This window comes from Thermomicrobiales bacterium, from assembly GCA_023954495.1.
Lineage (GTDB): Bacteria > Chloroflexota > Chloroflexia > Thermomicrobiales > CFX8 > JAMLIA01.
The window spans coordinates 1-14,958 of the sequence record JAMLIA010000079.1; the positions used below are offsets into that span (position 1 = coordinate 1).

Below are 14,958 nucleotides of genomic sequence, written 5' to 3' on the forward strand. Positions count from 1 at the left end.
CCTCACCCCGTCGCTAACGCGACTCCCCTCTCCCAAATTGGGAGAGGGGTTGGGGGTGAGGGCCGTCCTACCGGAACATATCCCGCTCGGGTTCCATAACGAGATCGTGGGCGGTTGCTTCGTCGTCGCGGACCCAGTCGTAGCCGCGGAGCAGCGCGACCGGGCGGCCTTCGACCTTTCCGGCCAGCAGCTCGGCGGCGGCGGCAATTTCGTCGGCCACGCACATGACGCTGACGCGCAGGTCGTAGCCGTACGGATCGGTAACGCCGCGGTAGTCGGCCCAGGGGCTCATGCCGGCGATGCCGATCGCGATGTTGACGATTCCGCGCCGCCACGGACGACCGAATGAGTCGGTGACGATGACGGCCGGGGCAGCACCGAAGCGCTCGCGAATGCCCGCGCGAATGGCGCGCGCCGAGGCGTCCGGGTCGAGCGGGAGCAGGCAGACGATGTCGCCGCCGTGGACGTTGGACGCATCAACGCCGGCGTTGGCGCAGATGAAGCCGTGTCGTGTTTCGCAGATCATGACGCCGCGGTCCATGCGGACGATGCGGCGGGCTTCGCGCAGGACGACTTCCACCTGGCGAGCGTCCTTGTCCCATTGGGTGGCCCAGTCGATCGCGAACTGCGATGGCTCGATCGTCGCCAGATCGACGAGACGGCCCTCGGACTTGGACACGATCTTGTGGGTGACGACGAGTACGTCGTCGTCGGTTGGCGTCAGGTCGCTCTCGATGAGCGCGTTGGCAATGAGCTCGACCACGTTATCACCGGGCTCTACCTCCGGGATACCATCCAACCCATACAGTCGGATTTCGTTCGGCATACTCGTTCGGCTCCCTCACTCGTTCGCGCAGCGCCGACAAGGCCGCGCGCTATTCCAGATTCATCGTCCGTAATCGCCAGGTGGACGCGGCAATGGCCACTGCCGCCACGATAATGAGCGTCACAATCGCTGACACCAGTCGATTCGGATCGTCCATCCTGATGCCTGGCGTGTCTGCGATCCGGACATACATCGACTCGACGAAGTGTCGCACGCTCAGCAGGCGGACGCCGGGAATGAATCGGGCGATCGTCGTCTCCCAGAGCAGGGTGTAGAGGATTCCGGCCAGCAATGCGCGGGAGATCAGCAAGCTCAGCAGCAGGAAGAGTGCGCCGTAGGCGAGCACCGCGAACCAGATCGCGATCAGCATCGCGACGAGGATCTGGAGATGGTTGCCGAAGTCGCTGCCCAGCCCGATGACGAAGCCGACGATCGTTCCAAGCCAGAGCAGAAGCGTCGCGACCGTGCCGACTGCCAGCATCTTCTCGAGAATGATGCGCAGCCGGGGCTGCGGCTTCATGACGAGATAGACGAGCGTGCGGTCCTCAATCTCGTTGCCCAGCGCATTGGTCGCCAGGATGAGAATTGCGAGTGGCAGCACAGTTGGGGCGATGAAATTCATGAACAGGTCGTGGACAAATGCAACTCGATTGACCGAATCGCTTCCGATCAGGCCGATGAGCGCGAAGATCACCGGCACTGCCGCGAAGAGCGCGACGATGCGGACAGCTTTGCCGTTGGCGAGTTGCCGGAGCGTTAGTGCAGTGATTGGCAAGCGCGATTGCGATGAGCGCGTCGTCGTTGCCATCACCCACGCTCCACAACATATGCGAAGACACTCGCCAGCGATTCATCGAGGGCGGCGACTTCGTAGAGGTGGACGTCGTGATGCTTGGCGATCGCCGGTGCGATGCGGTAGAAGTCGCGCACATTTGCTGTTTCGACGACCAACCCCGGGGCGTGGTCGCCGCTGGGACTCTCGATCCGAACGCTAACAACGACCGGCGTTTGAACGAGCGCAGACGCGAGCCGCCGCGCATCGCTGCATCGCAGGCGTACCGAGCGCGCGTGCTCGTCGATCTTGTCACGGATCGCGCGGAAGTCACCGGCGGCTGCCAGCTTGCCGCGATTGATGACGAGGATGCGATCGGCGAAGCGTTCGACCTCATAGAGGACGTGCGAGGAGACGATGACCGTCTTGCCGCGATTGCCAAGCGCGCGGATCAGATCGATCAGGCGCGCGCGCTGCAGCGGATCAGTGCCATTGAGCGGCTCGTCCATCAGCAACACGTCGGGATCGTGAACCATCGCAGCTGCGATCTTGATCCGTTGGCGCATGCCCTTCGAGTAACCGCGCAGAGGGCGATGTGATTCCTCCTGCATTTCGACGAGGTCGAGCGCGCGATCCGCTGCAGCCCCCAGATCATCGAGCTTCTGCAGGACGGCGTTGAGCTCGACAAACTCGCGACCAGTCAGAAATGGATAGAGCGTCTCCTGCTCTGGAACCATGCCGAGGTGGCGATACAGCTCAGCATCGCCGCGTGCAGGTTTTCCGAGAATGCGGATGTCCCCCTGCGATGGAGCGAGCAGGCCAGTCAGCATCTCCAGCGTCGTCGACTTACCGGCACCGTTTGGCCCCAGCAGCGCGGTCACGCCCGGTTCGACGTGGAATGTGACATCGGAGACCGCCACGACGTCGCCGTACCACTTCGAGAGATTGCGGACGACGATCGTTGCGTTCGCGGGAGCATCCGGCATCGCCGTCGGTGATGCGCGTTGTGGTGGCGCGGCTGCTGTTTGCATCGCTAGTCCTCAGTCATATAGCGGCGATACATCACCAGTGCGGCGATGGCGACGACACCGGCGACCCCGACGAGATAGACGGGGCCATGCAAGTTGGCCATCGCGCCAGGATTTCCGCGCAGGATCCAGCTCGTGAGCGCATTGATGAGCTCAAGCGGGCTGAGCAGAACAATGAAGTCACGCAGCGAACCACTCATGGCCTCGAACAGCGCGTTGCTGATCGCCGTGATCAGCAGCAGGCCGCCAATGAACACGGCGCTGGCGATGCCTTTGCGGTCGACCAGCGCAGCGATGAGCAACCCGAGCGCGGTGTAGTAAATGCAGACTAGCGCGCTCCAGGCGGCGATCCGTCCAAGATCGCCGATGTGGTCGCCGAAGTAGCTGATCGGGCTGTTCGCCAGCAGCACCTTGGCAATGAACAGCAGTAGTGGCGGTCCGAATGCGATGGTCGCCATGAGCAGTGTCATCGCCGCGACCTTGGCCATCAAGTAATCGCCACGCGTGATCGCGCGCGAGAAGTAGAGCGACAGCACATTCTCCCGACGATCGTCGGAGAGCATCTCTGGCGCAAGGCCAGCGGCGAAGATGAGCAGTGCAGTCGAAATGAATCCGGCCAGGTCGGCGTAACTGAACTCGACGCCTTCCGGCAGGAAGGCGAGCAGGCCGGCGACGATCAGCACCGGTGAATAGGCGGCGATGTACAGAAGCGCCGGAATGATCTTTGACGTCCAGCGCTTGCGAATGCCCAGGCCGCGCTTGATCGAATAGATGACCAGCGCGCGCACTGCGTGGCTGCGACCGAGCCGCTCACCATCGTAGTGCGCATAGCCCAGGTCATAGACCTCGCCGTATGGCTGTTGTGGAGTGTCAGCCATGAGTTTCGCTTCCGTCCGTGTCGGGGGCGCTGCCAACGGTCTGGATGTAGACATCCTCCAGGGAACGCTCTCCTGCGCGGAGCTCGCGAAGCGGGAGTCCCATCTCGACGACGGTGTCGCGAATTGCGTCGAAGAGCAGGTCAGCATCGCCATTCATCGGGATCGTGATGTCGCGCTCGCGCAGGCGCGGCGTGAGTCCGCGCGCTGTCAGTGCCGCCGAGAACGCCGCCATGTCGCCATCGACGCGAACGACGATGTCGCCGCCGCCGCGCATGAGCTCGTCGATCCGGCCGCTAGCCACCAGTCGTCCGCGATCGACCATGACGACGTGGTCGCAGACGCGCTCGATGTCTTCGAGCAGATGTGACGAGACGACGACGGTGATGCCCAGATCGTTGTGAATGCGGTTGATCAGGCGCAGCATCTCGTCGCGCCCTTGCGGATCCATGCCGTTGGTCGGCTCGTCGAGGAAGACGATCTGCGGGTCGTGGACGATGGCTTGTGCCAACTTGATGCGTTGTTTCATGCCGGTCGAAAAGCCACGGATCAGCCGGTAACGCTCCTCGTCGACACCCACCTGATAGAGGACATCGTTTGCGCGCTGGCGGGCTGCGCGATGCGGCAGGCCACTCATCTCGGCCATGTGCGCGACGAAATCGGAGGCCGTGACATCGCCAGGCAGGCAGTCGGACTCCGGCATGTAGCCCACGCGCTCGCGGACAGTCGTCGCGGCGCTGGTGACATCCAGCCCGAGCATGATGGCGCTACCCGATGTTGGCCGAATCAGGCCGAGCAGGAGCTTGATCAGCGTCGACTTCCCCGCCCCGTTCGCGCCGAGCAGGCCGACCGCCGCGGGAGGGATGCTGATGTCCAGGCCATCGAGCGCGACAACCGGGCCGTAGCGCTTGGTCAGCGCGGTCGTCTCAATAAGTGGCTGGTTCGCCGTTGGCGCGCTCACCCCGTCTGCCGGAGTACGGTCGAGCCATGCTTCTGCCATGACTCCAGACCGCCGCGAACGAGCTCTGTTCCGGAGCGCAGCGTGATATCGCCGCCCTCGCCGCCAGCCCACACAGACACGACTGCATAGACGGCAACCTTGCCGGTCGCCATCATGGCGTCCACAGCGGCAAGTACCTGCTCCATGTTTGGGCCATTCGGCTCTTTTGTTCCGTGGTTGGGCACGTAGGACTCGTCCAGAATGTCAGAGTCGATGTGCAGGTACAGCAAGTCGCACTTGGCGGCCAGATCGTCGATGGCAGTCTGCAAGTCCTCGCCGGGGAATCCGGGCGCTGGTGCGGCGATGACGACATCGGTTGCGCGGATCAACCGCTCTTCCGGCTCGTCGAGATTGCGGACATCGACCATGACGATGCGGTCAGTCGGCAGCGGCGCGGTCTGCTTCGAGCGCTCACGCCAGTTCGGCCAGGCCAGTCCTGCCGAGACGGCGACCGGCATGCCACCGAGCATTCCGGAGAACGTCGTGCGCGGCGTATTGAAATCACCGTGGGCGTCGAGCCAGAGCAACCCGATGCGGGTCTCCGGTCCGTACGCCTGCTGGATACCGCCGACGACCCCCGGGACGTGGGCGCAGTTGCCGCCAACGACCAGTGTGGCTCGTCCCTCGCGCAGACCCTCGGCGACTGCATCAGCGATTTCGCCGCCGATGACGCCCAGATCCGTCGTTGGGTCGCCGGTGCGCGCCTCGTCGGTCAGGATCGGCTCGGTTGTTGTTGTAGACGCGAACGTATCGTAGCCCGCCTCGGCCGCGTAGGTCGGGATTGGGTCATCGTCAGGTGTCGCGAGACGTGTGCCGGAGTAGTGGATCGGAACGACGTGAAGCCGGAGTGCCTGCGTTGCTGTCATGCTACGCCTCTCTGTATGTCTCGCAACCGTCGGCGGTCATCGTACCATTCACAGATCTTGACGATACAGGATTGAAGGGACTCATCTTGGAGATCCGCGACCTTCGCGATGTCGGTTCGCTCGTGATCGATACTGCACAGACCCTCTCTGCAGCATTCGCGACCGGGTATGAGCCGTACGCGTGGCAGACGCTGCAATCGGCAGAAGCGGAAGTACGCGAGTCGCTGGCCGATGGTCATCTGTCGGTCATTGCTGTTGATGGTGATTTGGTCATTGGCTGGGTTGGCGGAATTCGAAGGTACCGCGGCTACACCTGGGAGCTGCATCCGCTTGCGGTTCATCCAGAATGGCAGGGGCGGGGCGTCGGACGGGCACTCGTGACGGCATTGGAGCAACGCGTCTATGCCGTTGGCGGGCGAAACATCTGGCTGACTACTGACGATGTTATCGGCTCGACGACGATTTACGGGCAGGACATTTACCCTGATGTCCTCGCACAGCTGGCACGGATGCAAGATCGAGGAAGCCGGATCAGCTTCTATCTCCGACTAGGCTATACCATAACCGGATGCATCCCGGACGCGCGCGCCCCCGGGCATCACGAACTTATCTTCAGCAAGCGGCTAGCCGTCTGATGGATTAACCGGCCGGACGGTCACCAGCGGCTGCCGTGAGCTGACGAGGTCGTTGACTGCGCAGTGAACGCGCTCTATCACGCCATTGAACGGCGCAGCCAGCACGATCTCGATCTTCATCGCGACCATGACCGCGAGGGCGTCGCCCTGCTTCACTACCGCGCCGGCCGTTGCGTGGACAGCGACGACCGTGCCGGGCATCGGCGCGCGGAGCACGCCGTCGCTGGCCGCGCCCGATTCCGCTCGCTGAATGAGCGGTCCGCTGCCGACCTGCCAGCGTCCGTGCACCGAGCTGACGTCGTAGGCATCGGCAGTGGGCACGATAGCAATTCCAGCCCGGACTGCGACGTTGTCATCCGGATCGACAAAATTGTCTTCCTGTTCAACCAGCACCTGCCAGTCCTCGGCCTGCCGTCGATAGGCAATACGACGCTGCCAGCCGTCGGCCTCATTGCCATGCAGGACATGGATAGCGTCGCCGACGATGCGGAATGGGCTGGTGTCGGACTGGACAAAGGCTCCGACCGCTGCCAGCTCGACCGCGCCGGGCGGTTCGTCGTGAATCGCAATGTCGTTTGCGGTCTGGACATCGTGCGTCATCGAGCGGAAGCGCTCATCGCTCAGCACCGCGCGGAGCCACGGTCGGTTCGTATCGATGCCTGCCACGCGGGTGCGTGCGAGCGCTTCCTGCATGCGGTCGATGGCGCTGGCGCGGTCCGGCGCGTGGACGATCACTTTCGCAACGAGCGAGTCGTAGAAGCTCGGCACGCTGTCGCCCGTCTGGTAGCCCGCATCGATGCGGAGGCCGGGTAGCGATGGCCAATCGAGTAGCGTGATCTCGCCCGGGCTCGGAGCGAAGCTATGCGTTGGGTCCTCGGCGTATAGCCGCGCCTGAATCGCATGCCCGCGTGGTTCGACAGGCTCTGGCAGGTCGTCCGAGGTGACGAGGCTCAACTGTGCGGCGACGAGATCGATGCCGGCGACCTCTTCGGTCACCGTGTGCTCGACTTGCAAGCGTGGGTTGACCTCGATGAATACCGGCGAACCGTCGTTGCCGAGCAGGAACTCGACCGTGCCAACGCCGCGCAGACCGACGGCGCGACCCATTCTGGCGGCGTACTCGTGCAGCGCCGCTCGGGCTGCTGCCGCCAGTCCAAACGCCGGGGCTTCCTCTATGGCCTTCTGATGGCGGCGCTGGATCGAGCAGTCACGATCTCCCAGCGCGACGGCGTCCTGTCCGTTACCGGCGATCTGGACTTCCACGTGCCGCGCTCCGGAAACGAACTGCTCCAGATAGACGCGCGTGCCCGCTGCTGATGCCCCCGCCTCACGCAAGGCTGACTCAATCGCCGACTCAACCTCGTCGGCGTGCTGGATCACTCGCAGGCCGCGTCCGCCTCCACCGCTCACGACCTTCGCCATCAGGGGGAACCCGATTGCCTCAGCGGCGGTGTGCCATGCAGCGCGTTCGCCCAGCGTCAGCGGTTCGCTGGCTGCCAGGACAGGAACGTCGGCACGCCGGGCTGCCTCGCGTGTAGCGACCTTGTCACCGCAAATTGCCAGTGTTTCCGGCGACGGGCCAACGAAGGAGATCTCGGCGTCCAGACAGGCCTGCGACAGGTCGGCGCGCTCGCTGAGGAAGCCGTAACCCGGATGCAGTGCTGTGGCACCGGCTCGCTTTGCTGCCGCAACAACCAGCGCTGGATCGAGCTCGCTGCCGGCCGGGCCGACACGCTCGACGCGCCCAATGGCTCGCGCCGCGTAGCTATCGAGGTCGGGATCGCCGAGCAGCGCGACCGGTTGCCAGCCGAGCGCCCGCGCCGTGCGGGCGATTCGGGCGGCGATCTCACCCCGATTGGCGATTGCGAGGACAGGACCGAGGCTCATGAACGAATCTCCGACCAGCGCGGCTGGCGCTTTTCGAGGAATGCGTTCATGCCCTCCTGGCCCTCGGGGTCGGCGCGTCGGTCGGCAGCGAGTTCGGTGCAGTGCTCGCGAAGCTGCGCTGGCGACAGGTTGCCGAACGCGATCACGTCGACCATCGTCTTCGTGTCGCGCATCGAGCCGGGCGCGTTCTTGGCGAACTGGCTCATCCACTCGGCAATGACGCCGTCCAGCCCGTCTTCGGCAGCTACTTGCTGAATCAGTCCGATCCGCAGCGCCTCGTCGGGACCAAATGGCTCGGCGAGCAGCATCGCCGCCTTCGCGTGATGCGGACCGACCGCACGCACGAACGACGGTCCGATCGCCGCCGGTACCAGCCCCAGCCGCGCCTCGGAGAGTGAGAAACGTGTGCCTTCGGCTGCGACAACGAGATCTGCCACTGCCACCAGGCCAATTGCACCGCCGAAGGCTGCCTTGTGGACGCGCGCAATGACCGGCTTCGGGCCGGTCGCGATCCGATCCAGCAGGTTATAGAGGCGCACGGCGTCGCTGACGACTTCGGGCCGATCTGACGCCACACGATACTGGTTGACGTCTGCGCCAGCACAGAAGACGGGCCCTGCGCCCGCCAGCACTATCGCGCGAGCCGCGTCATCGCTGAACGCCTGTTCCAGCGCTTCGGCGATTGCCTCGACCAGCTCGCGAGCCAGCGCGTTGCGCACCTCGGGTCGGTTGAGCGTCAGCCAGGCCGCGCCGTCGCGGATCTCATAGTGCAGGATCCCGCCACCAAATTCCTCAGACATCGTTGTCTCCTTCGTTTGCGCTCGGCGCAGTTACATCCGCAGCACGCCGATGGGTGAATCCTCAATCGGCGCGTTGAGCGTCGAACGCAACGCCATCCCAAGTACCGTCCGCGTGTTGCGCGGATCGATGACGCCGTCGTCCCAGAGTCGCGCCGTCGCGTACCACGGCGTCGTCTCCGCTTCGTAGCGCTCCTGCACCTCGGCGCGTCGTGCGGCGGCTTCGTCCGGCGACAGCTCGGCGTCGCGCGAACGGCCAATCGAGGTCAGCACTCCGGCAGCCTGCTCGCCGCCCATCACGCCAATGCGCGAGGTCGGCCAACTGAACAGGTAGCGCGGATCGTAGGCGCGACCGCACATGGCGTAGTTACCTGCTCCGTACGATGCTCCGGTGATCAGCGTCAACTTCGGCACGCGCGCCGTCGCGACTGCCGACACCATCTTCGCGCCATCACGGGCGATGCCGCCGTGCTCAGCCTCGCGTCCGACCAGGAAGCCGGTGATGTTCTGGACGAAGAGCAGCGGGATGCGCTGCTGCGCGCAGAGCATGATGAAGTGCGCACCTTTGCGAGCCGAATCGGCGAACAGCACGCCATTGTTGGCGACGATCCCGACCGGGATGCCGAACAGTCGACCGTATCCGCAGACCAGCGTCTCGGCATAGTCACGCTTGAACTCATCGAGCGCACTGCCGTCAAGGATGCGGTGCAGGAGAGGTCGCGGATCGTACGGCGTGCGCGGGTCGGGCGCGACGAGGCCGAGGATGTCCTCCGGGTCCTCGAGCGGCTCGCGCGTCGGCAGGATCTCCCACGGCGTGAGTGGGAGCGTTCGCGGCGGCGTCTGCATCAGGCGGCGCGCGATCTGGAGCGCCTCTTCCTCGCTGTCGGCGATGTAGTCGACGACGCCACTGATCCGGCCATGCACGTCGGCACCGCCCAGCTCTTCGGCACTGATCTCTTCGCCGGTCGCGGCTTTGACCAGCGGCGGCCCACCGAGGAAGATCGTGCCGTTACCGCGCACGATGATCGCTTCGTCCGACATCGCCGGGACGTAAGCACCGCCGGCTGTGCAGGAGCCAAGCACCGCAGCCACTTGCCGAATGCCCTCGGCGGACAGTTGCGCCTGATTGCTGAAGATGCGGCCAAAGTGGTCGCGATCCGGGAAGACTTCGGCATGCAGTGGTAGAAACGCGCCGCCGGAATCGACCAGGTAGAGGCAGGGCAGGCGATTTTGCCGCGCAATTTCCTGCGCGCGCAGATGCTTGCGAACGGTCATCGGGAAGTAGGTCCCGCCCTTGACCGTCGGATCGTTGGCGACGATAACGACTTCGCGACCATCGACCAGACCGACGCCGGTGACGATCCCGGCCCCAGGTGCATCGTCGTCATACATGCCGTTCGCGGCCAGCGTGGAGAGTTCCAGGAAAGGTGATGCCGGGTCCAGCACGCGGTCGATGCGCTCGCGAGCCGGCAGCTTGCCGCGCTGCCGCGAGCGTTCCTGAGCGCGTGGGCCGCCTCCGGCAGCTGCGCTGGTCAGTCGTCCGCGGAGCTCTTCAATCAGGCGCAGGTTTGCTTCGCGCCAATCCTCGCGAACGACCGTAGCCGTTGGACGTGTCACGTTGTGTTCGCCTCCCAGCGGCACCGTCCTGGTGCCCGAGCGCCCGGCCGCGTTGCCGGGCGCCAGAACGTTCATCCCGTCGCAGGAGTTGGGCCGGGATTAGTTATGCGGCGGTGTGGTCGGGTCCTGGAAGCCGAGCATGCTCTTGGTCATGCGAATCTCGCCGATGTGGTTCCACGAGTGCGCAACAGTGTGCTGCAGGCGTGATCCAACGCTGACCTGATTCCCCATCGCGGTCACTTCCCGAGCCAGCTCTTCGTCGGTCGCTTCGGCCAGATAGGCGTGGGTCTCGTCGACCAGCTGCTGGCGATAGCGCGCGAAGACCTCGCCATTGTGAACCAGCTCATCAACCTCGGCATCGGTGTAGCCGAAGCCGATCCCGAGGCCACGACCGCCCTTACCATCCGGGTTGTAGCCCAGCGCCTCGGCGTAGCCACCGCGATGCCAGGCGTCCTCACTCGGCGCGCCGCCCTTGATCGTCCAGTTCAGGTCCAGATCCCAGATGCGCAGGATGTGCCAGTAGATGAACCCGACCGGATTCAGGAATCCGCCCGGTCGCTTCGCGAGCGTCTCATCGTCCACTTCGCTCACCTGGTTGGTGAGCATCGTGACCATGTCGTCGATCTGCTCGCGGTAAATGTCTCGTGCGTCCACACAACCCTCATTCGCCCTTGGCGCGCGTGCGCCACCCACAGCATCCACCCCGATTGGCGGACGCTATTTGACCCTTGTGTCGCGCTCGACCGTGCCCGGCTGGGACCAGTCGATTGCGCGTGCTGTAGCGACGATCGTAAACATCATCGTCGTCACCGCTAGTCCAACCATAGTTGCATTGTATCCGTAACGATCGATCGATTGCGCAACTACGAATGCGCCGAGGCTGCTGCCCAGGAACAGTGCGAACGCGAACAGCGCAATGCCGGTCGCGCGCGCCGTCGGGGCAAGCTCCGTCGCGCGGGTCTGTAAGGTCGAGTGCATCAGGATGTAGGTAGACCCTGCCAGTAGCATGGCGATTGGGAAGACCACCAATGACGGCTGCAGCGTCGTGAGCAGGTAGGCGATGGCGACGCCGCTCCCGCCGATGGCGATCATGCGGCGCTCGCGGAGCATCCGCGCAGCTCGACCGATCACCCGGCCAGTGGCAACCGAAGCGATGCCGAACAGTGCGATGATGAAGCCGATCGCCACGTAGGAGTAGCCGTCGCGGTCGCGTAGCAGCGCGCCGAAGTACGCAAACGCGCCGATGGTGAATCCGCCCTCAACGAAGATGAGCAGCAGAAAGAGTGCGTGCCTGCGGTCAGCAAGGACTGCGCGATACGGTGTGAGCCGCGAGGTGAGGACAGTCGGTGGACGCCGCGCCGGTAGACCGCTGCGCAGCATCAGGATCACGATCACCAGTGCTAGTGAGCCGTCGAGCAGAAAGATGGTGCGCCACGAGATGACGGCTGCCAGAAACCCGCCGGCTGCCGCCGAGATCACTTGCCCGATCGCCGCCGCCATGACGGTGTAGCCGATGATGCTCTGACGCTCGCCATACGCAACCGTTTCGCCGATCCACGCGAGCGTCAGCGGGAAGACGGCTGCAGCGACCATGCCGGTGAGCAGCCGAAACAGCACCAGCGTGCGCAGGTCGGGCGCGATTGAGCAGAGCACCTCGCCGATCGCGAAGCCAACCAGCGCTGCGCAGATGACGCGGACGTGGCCAGTTCGGTCAGCCAGTGGTCCGTAGAACAGTTGAAAGAGTCCGTAGGGCAGGAGATAGGCGGTGACGATCAGCCCGGCCCGCCCGATCGTCACGTCAAGGTCGTCGGCGATGGCCGGCAGGATCGGCGTGATGACGCGCGAGTCGACCGAAACGACGAAGATGGCGGCGATCAGCAGCCAGAGCGTTTGTCGATGGGTCGACTCGCGCTGAGCGTCGATCACTCGCTCAGAAGCCGCTGTGCCACAGTCGGCGGGATCATCCAGCGTAGCCGTCCTGTACCCGGCGCGAGGTCGGCGTCAGGCAGGCCGATGCGCGCAATCGCGCCGGTCTTGAAGCCGATGCCGCAGTTCTGATCCTGATGCAGCAGGTGGCCAAGCAGCCAGGCGACGCCCGGCATGTGGCCGGCGGCCACGACCGTCTTCGGCTTGCCGTGGCTGGCGATCTCTGCCAGGACGCCGGCTGGTGATCCGCCGGGCGCAAGCTCGTCGCAGATCGTCGGTGCTGGTGCGCCCAGCCGCTCGGCGATGATCTCAGCTGTCTGTCGGGCGCGGACCAGCGGACTGCTCAGCACCAGATCGGGCGTCATGCCGAGCCGCGCCAGCAGGGCCGCCATCGTCTCGACCTCGGCGCGGCCTTCGTCAATCAGCCAGCGCATCTCGTCACTGGTGACGCGCTGATCGGCATGGTCGAGCGCCTTGCCGTGGCGGACGATGTAGATATCCATGAATCCGGTCTCCCGTAGTGTGCGATACCTAGCCGGCAAGCCCGAGCTTGACGATGCCTTCGCGCGCACCGCTGAGCATAAAGCCTGCGTCCGTCCCGGCGGTCAGATAGATGAAGCCCTGCTCGGCGCGGCGCAGCGCGTCGTCTGGCGTGAATGCCGCGAAGCCGGGGATCTTGCCGGTGTTCTTGCAGGCCTCGACAACCCGCTCGATTGCGCGGGCGTGGCGGTCGTCGTTGGCAGCGTCACGCGGATGGATGCCGAGCGACAGCGCCAGGTCGCCGGGTCCCACCCAGCAGCCATCGACGCCCGGAGTGGACATAATCGCTTCAGCGTTCTCGACCGCCTGAATGCTCTCTATCTGGACAGCGACGAACAGCTCATCGTTGATGCAATCGAAATAGTCCGAGCCATACCGGGATGCTGCGCCAGCGCCCCACGAGCGCGTGCCGGCCGGTGGGATGCGGCAAGCGTCGGCTGCAGCCTTGGCGTCTTCGGCGGTGTTCACCATTGGCACGATGATGCCGAGCGCGCCTTCGTCGAGCAGGCGACCGATCAGCGTGTAGTCGTTGCGCGCGACCCGCGCCATCGGCACCGAGCCACCGGCTTCGATCGCCATCAGCGTCAGGCTGACCTGCTCCGGGCCGAACGAGCCGTGCTGCGTGTCGATGAACAGGAAGTCTGGTCCGAGGCGGGATAGTTGCTCCGCCGCGATTGGTGACCCGAGCCCCAGCGTGTAGCCGAAGGCCGGTTGTCCCGCAAGCATTTTGCGCTTCGCATCGTTGGTCCGCATGGCATCACCTTTCGTATGTTCAGCATTCGGATTGCGTCGCGACACTATACTGCGATTTGAGACGTAACGGGGCGTGTCGCGGGGCAGCAGAGAGACAGGTGCAGGATGGACCAGGATCAGCAGCGCAATCGCTTTCGTGGCGTCATGCTTGGCAAAGCGGTTGGAGATGCGCTCGGCGCCACCGTCGAATTCAAGTCGCCCGAGGCAATCGCCGCCACCATTGGTGTGCATCGTGAGATCGTTGGCGGTGGGTGGCTGCACCTGCCGGCAGGTGAGGTCACCGACGATACGCAGATGGCGCTCTGTATCGCCCGCTCGATCGTCGAGCAGCAGCGCTTCGATCCCGACGACATCGCGGCCCGGTTCGTCGAGTGGTACCGATCTGACCCCAAGGACATCGGCAACACGACCCGCCACGCGCTGCAACTGCTGGACAGTGGCGTGTCATGGCAGGAAGCTGGCGCGCGCACACATGAGGCGATGCGCCCGCGCGATGCGTCGAACGGCTCGATTATGCGCTGTGCGCCGGTCGCGCTGATGACCTGGCGCGATGCTGAGCAGAACGCATCCTTTTCGGCTGATTCATCGCGAATTACCCACGCCAACCCGCTTTGCGTCGACGCCTGCGTCGCGCTCAATGCTGCCGTAGCGTCATTGCTCCTTGGCGAGACCGATCCGATCGCGGCAGCAGACAATGCGGCGTCGCTGGACGAAGTGCGTGAGGTCATCCTTGCAGCTGCTACCGCCACGCCCGGCGCGCTCCGTGCCGGTGGTTACGTGCTGGACACCCTCGGCGCGGCGCTCTGGGCTGTCACCAACCATGACACGCCGGAAGACGCGATCGTGGCGGCCGTCAATCTGGGCAACGACGCCGACACGACCGGCGCGGTCGCCGGTGCACTGGCTGGAGCGCGTTGGGGCGCTGAGGCGCTGCCATCTCGCTGGGTTGACGCGCTGCTCGGTGGCGAAGAGCTCGTCGCTCTTGCAGATGCGTTGATCGACCTCAGTTAGTTCGTGTTTCGTGATTCGGTGCTCTCTGCATCTGATGCCATGCGAACGAACCCGCTGACAGGCCGCAACGGGTTCGTTCGTGACGTCAGTCGTGCAATCAGGCTCGTCAGTCCTCGGACCACCACCAGCGGCGGCTGGTGTTCAGGTTGTCGCAGCCAGTCTCGGTGATGAGGATGTTGTCCTCCAGCCGCAGGCCGCCTTCCGGGTGCCGATACAGGCCCGGCTCCGGCGTCAGGAACATGCCCGGTCGCAGGATCGTGCGATCGCCGGTGAACAGCACCGGCGGCTCGTCGTTCGAAACGCCGAGGCCGTGTCCGCAGTAGGTGCTCGGTCCGCCGAAGTGCATCGACTGGTAGCCGTCAAAACCCTCGGCGTGCGCGGTCACGGCGCTCGCGGGCGGTAGGTGCGCGGCGCGGCCGCCCCGC

15 protein-coding genes and 1 pseudogene are annotated in these 14,958 nt (G+C 64.7%); 2 read left to right on the forward strand and 14 right to left on the reverse strand.

What is annotated here, in order from left to right:
• Positions 1-67: 67 nt before the first annotated feature.
• Genes cofE through M9890_12945 form a run of 6 tightly spaced genes read right to left on the reverse strand, consistent with a single transcriptional unit; the run spans position 68 to position 5,367 of the window.
• The gene (gene cofE / locus M9890_12920; GenBank protein MCO5177852.1) at positions 68-826 is read right to left on the reverse strand and encodes a coenzyme F420-0:L-glutamate ligase; all 759 of its coding nucleotides are present in this window, start codon (positions 824-826) and stop codon (positions 68-70) included.
• Positions 827-875: 49 nt separating this feature from the next.
• Complete coding sequence (locus M9890_12925; protein ID MCO5177853.1) at positions 876-1,634, reverse strand: ABC transporter permease subunit; 759 nt, start codon at positions 1,632-1,634, stop codon at positions 876-878.
• A complete protein-coding gene (locus M9890_12930; protein MCO5177854.1) occupies positions 1,634-2,629 on the reverse strand; it encodes an ABC transporter ATP-binding protein in 996 nt (331 codons plus the stop codon). Before M9890_12930 ends, M9890_12925 begins: the two co-directional genes overlap by 1 nt.
• A 2-nt stretch (positions 2,630-2,631) precedes the next feature.
• On the reverse strand, positions 2,632-3,504 hold the full coding sequence (locus tag M9890_12935) for an ABC transporter permease (GenBank protein MCO5177855.1): 873 nt from the start codon (positions 3,502-3,504) through the stop codon (positions 2,632-2,634).
• Positions 3,497-4,462: an ABC transporter ATP-binding protein gene (locus tag M9890_12940; protein ID MCO5177856.1), complete on the reverse strand. Its 966-nt coding sequence runs from the start codon at positions 4,460-4,462 to the stop codon at positions 3,497-3,499. The genes M9890_12935 and M9890_12940 overlap by 8 nt, the downstream gene beginning before the upstream one ends.
• Positions 4,459-5,367 (reverse strand): arginase family protein, encoded by a 909-nt coding sequence (locus tag M9890_12945; protein ID MCO5177857.1) that lies wholly within the window; start codon positions 5,365-5,367, stop codon positions 4,459-4,461. Before M9890_12945 ends, M9890_12940 begins: the two co-directional genes overlap by 4 nt.
• A 71-nt stretch (positions 5,368-5,438) precedes the next feature.
• Between M9890_12945 and M9890_12950 the strand changes: the two genes are divergently transcribed.
• The gene (locus M9890_12950; GenBank protein ID MCO5177858.1) at positions 5,439-6,002 is read left to right on the forward strand and encodes a GNAT family N-acetyltransferase; all 564 of its coding nucleotides are present in this window, start codon (positions 5,439-5,441) and stop codon (positions 6,000-6,002) included.
• On the opposite strand, the gene M9890_12955 is transcribed toward M9890_12950, so the two are convergent.
• The 7 genes and pseudogenes from M9890_12955 to M9890_12985 all read right to left on the reverse strand — a co-directional run bounded on the left by M9890_12955 (position 5,991) and on the right by M9890_12985 (position 13,522).
• A complete protein-coding gene (locus M9890_12955; protein ID MCO5177859.1) occupies positions 5,991-7,889 on the reverse strand; it encodes an ATP-grasp domain-containing protein in 1,899 nt (632 codons plus the stop codon). The genes M9890_12950 and M9890_12955 overlap by 12 nt on opposite strands.
• Positions 7,886-8,689, reverse strand: coding sequence for an enoyl-CoA hydratase-related protein (locus M9890_12960; GenBank protein ID MCO5177860.1), 804 nt, complete (start codon positions 8,687-8,689; stop codon positions 7,886-7,888). Before M9890_12960 ends, M9890_12955 begins: the two co-directional genes overlap by 4 nt.
• Positions 8,690-8,719: 30 nt before the next feature.
• Positions 8,720-10,204: pseudogene (locus M9890_12965) on the reverse strand (hypothetical protein).
• A 198-nt stretch (positions 10,205-10,402) separates the two neighbouring features.
• Positions 10,403-10,957 (reverse strand): DinB family protein, encoded by a 555-nt coding sequence (locus M9890_12970; protein MCO5177861.1) that lies wholly within the window; start codon positions 10,955-10,957, stop codon positions 10,403-10,405.
• Positions 10,958-11,020: 63 nt separating this feature from the next.
• The gene (locus tag M9890_12975; GenBank protein ID MCO5177862.1) at positions 11,021-12,229 is read right to left on the reverse strand and encodes an MFS transporter; all 1,209 of its coding nucleotides are present in this window, start codon (positions 12,227-12,229) and stop codon (positions 11,021-11,023) included.
• Positions 12,226-12,732, reverse strand: a complete 507-nt coding sequence (gene sixA, locus M9890_12980; protein MCO5177863.1) for a phosphohistidine phosphatase SixA — start codon at positions 12,730-12,732, stop codon at positions 12,226-12,228. The genes M9890_12975 and sixA overlap by 4 nt, the downstream gene beginning before the upstream one ends.
• A gap of 28 nt (positions 12,733-12,760) precedes the next feature.
• Positions 12,761-13,522: an aldolase/citrate lyase family protein gene (locus tag M9890_12985; protein ID MCO5177864.1), complete on the reverse strand. Its 762-nt coding sequence runs from the start codon at positions 13,520-13,522 to the stop codon at positions 12,761-12,763.
• A 105-nt stretch (positions 13,523-13,627) separates the two neighbouring features.
• On the opposite strand from M9890_12985, the gene M9890_12990 reads away from it, so the two are divergent.
• The gene (locus M9890_12990; GenBank protein MCO5177865.1) at positions 13,628-14,533 is read left to right on the forward strand and encodes an ADP-ribosylglycohydrolase family protein; all 906 of its coding nucleotides are present in this window, start codon (positions 13,628-13,630) and stop codon (positions 14,531-14,533) included.
• Between the two features lie 106 nt (positions 14,534-14,639).
• On the opposite strand, the gene M9890_12995 is transcribed toward M9890_12990, so the two are convergent.
• Positions 14,640-14,958 (reverse strand): M24 family metallopeptidase (locus tag M9890_12995; protein ID MCO5177866.1); only part of this gene is annotated, 319 nt, incomplete at its 5' end.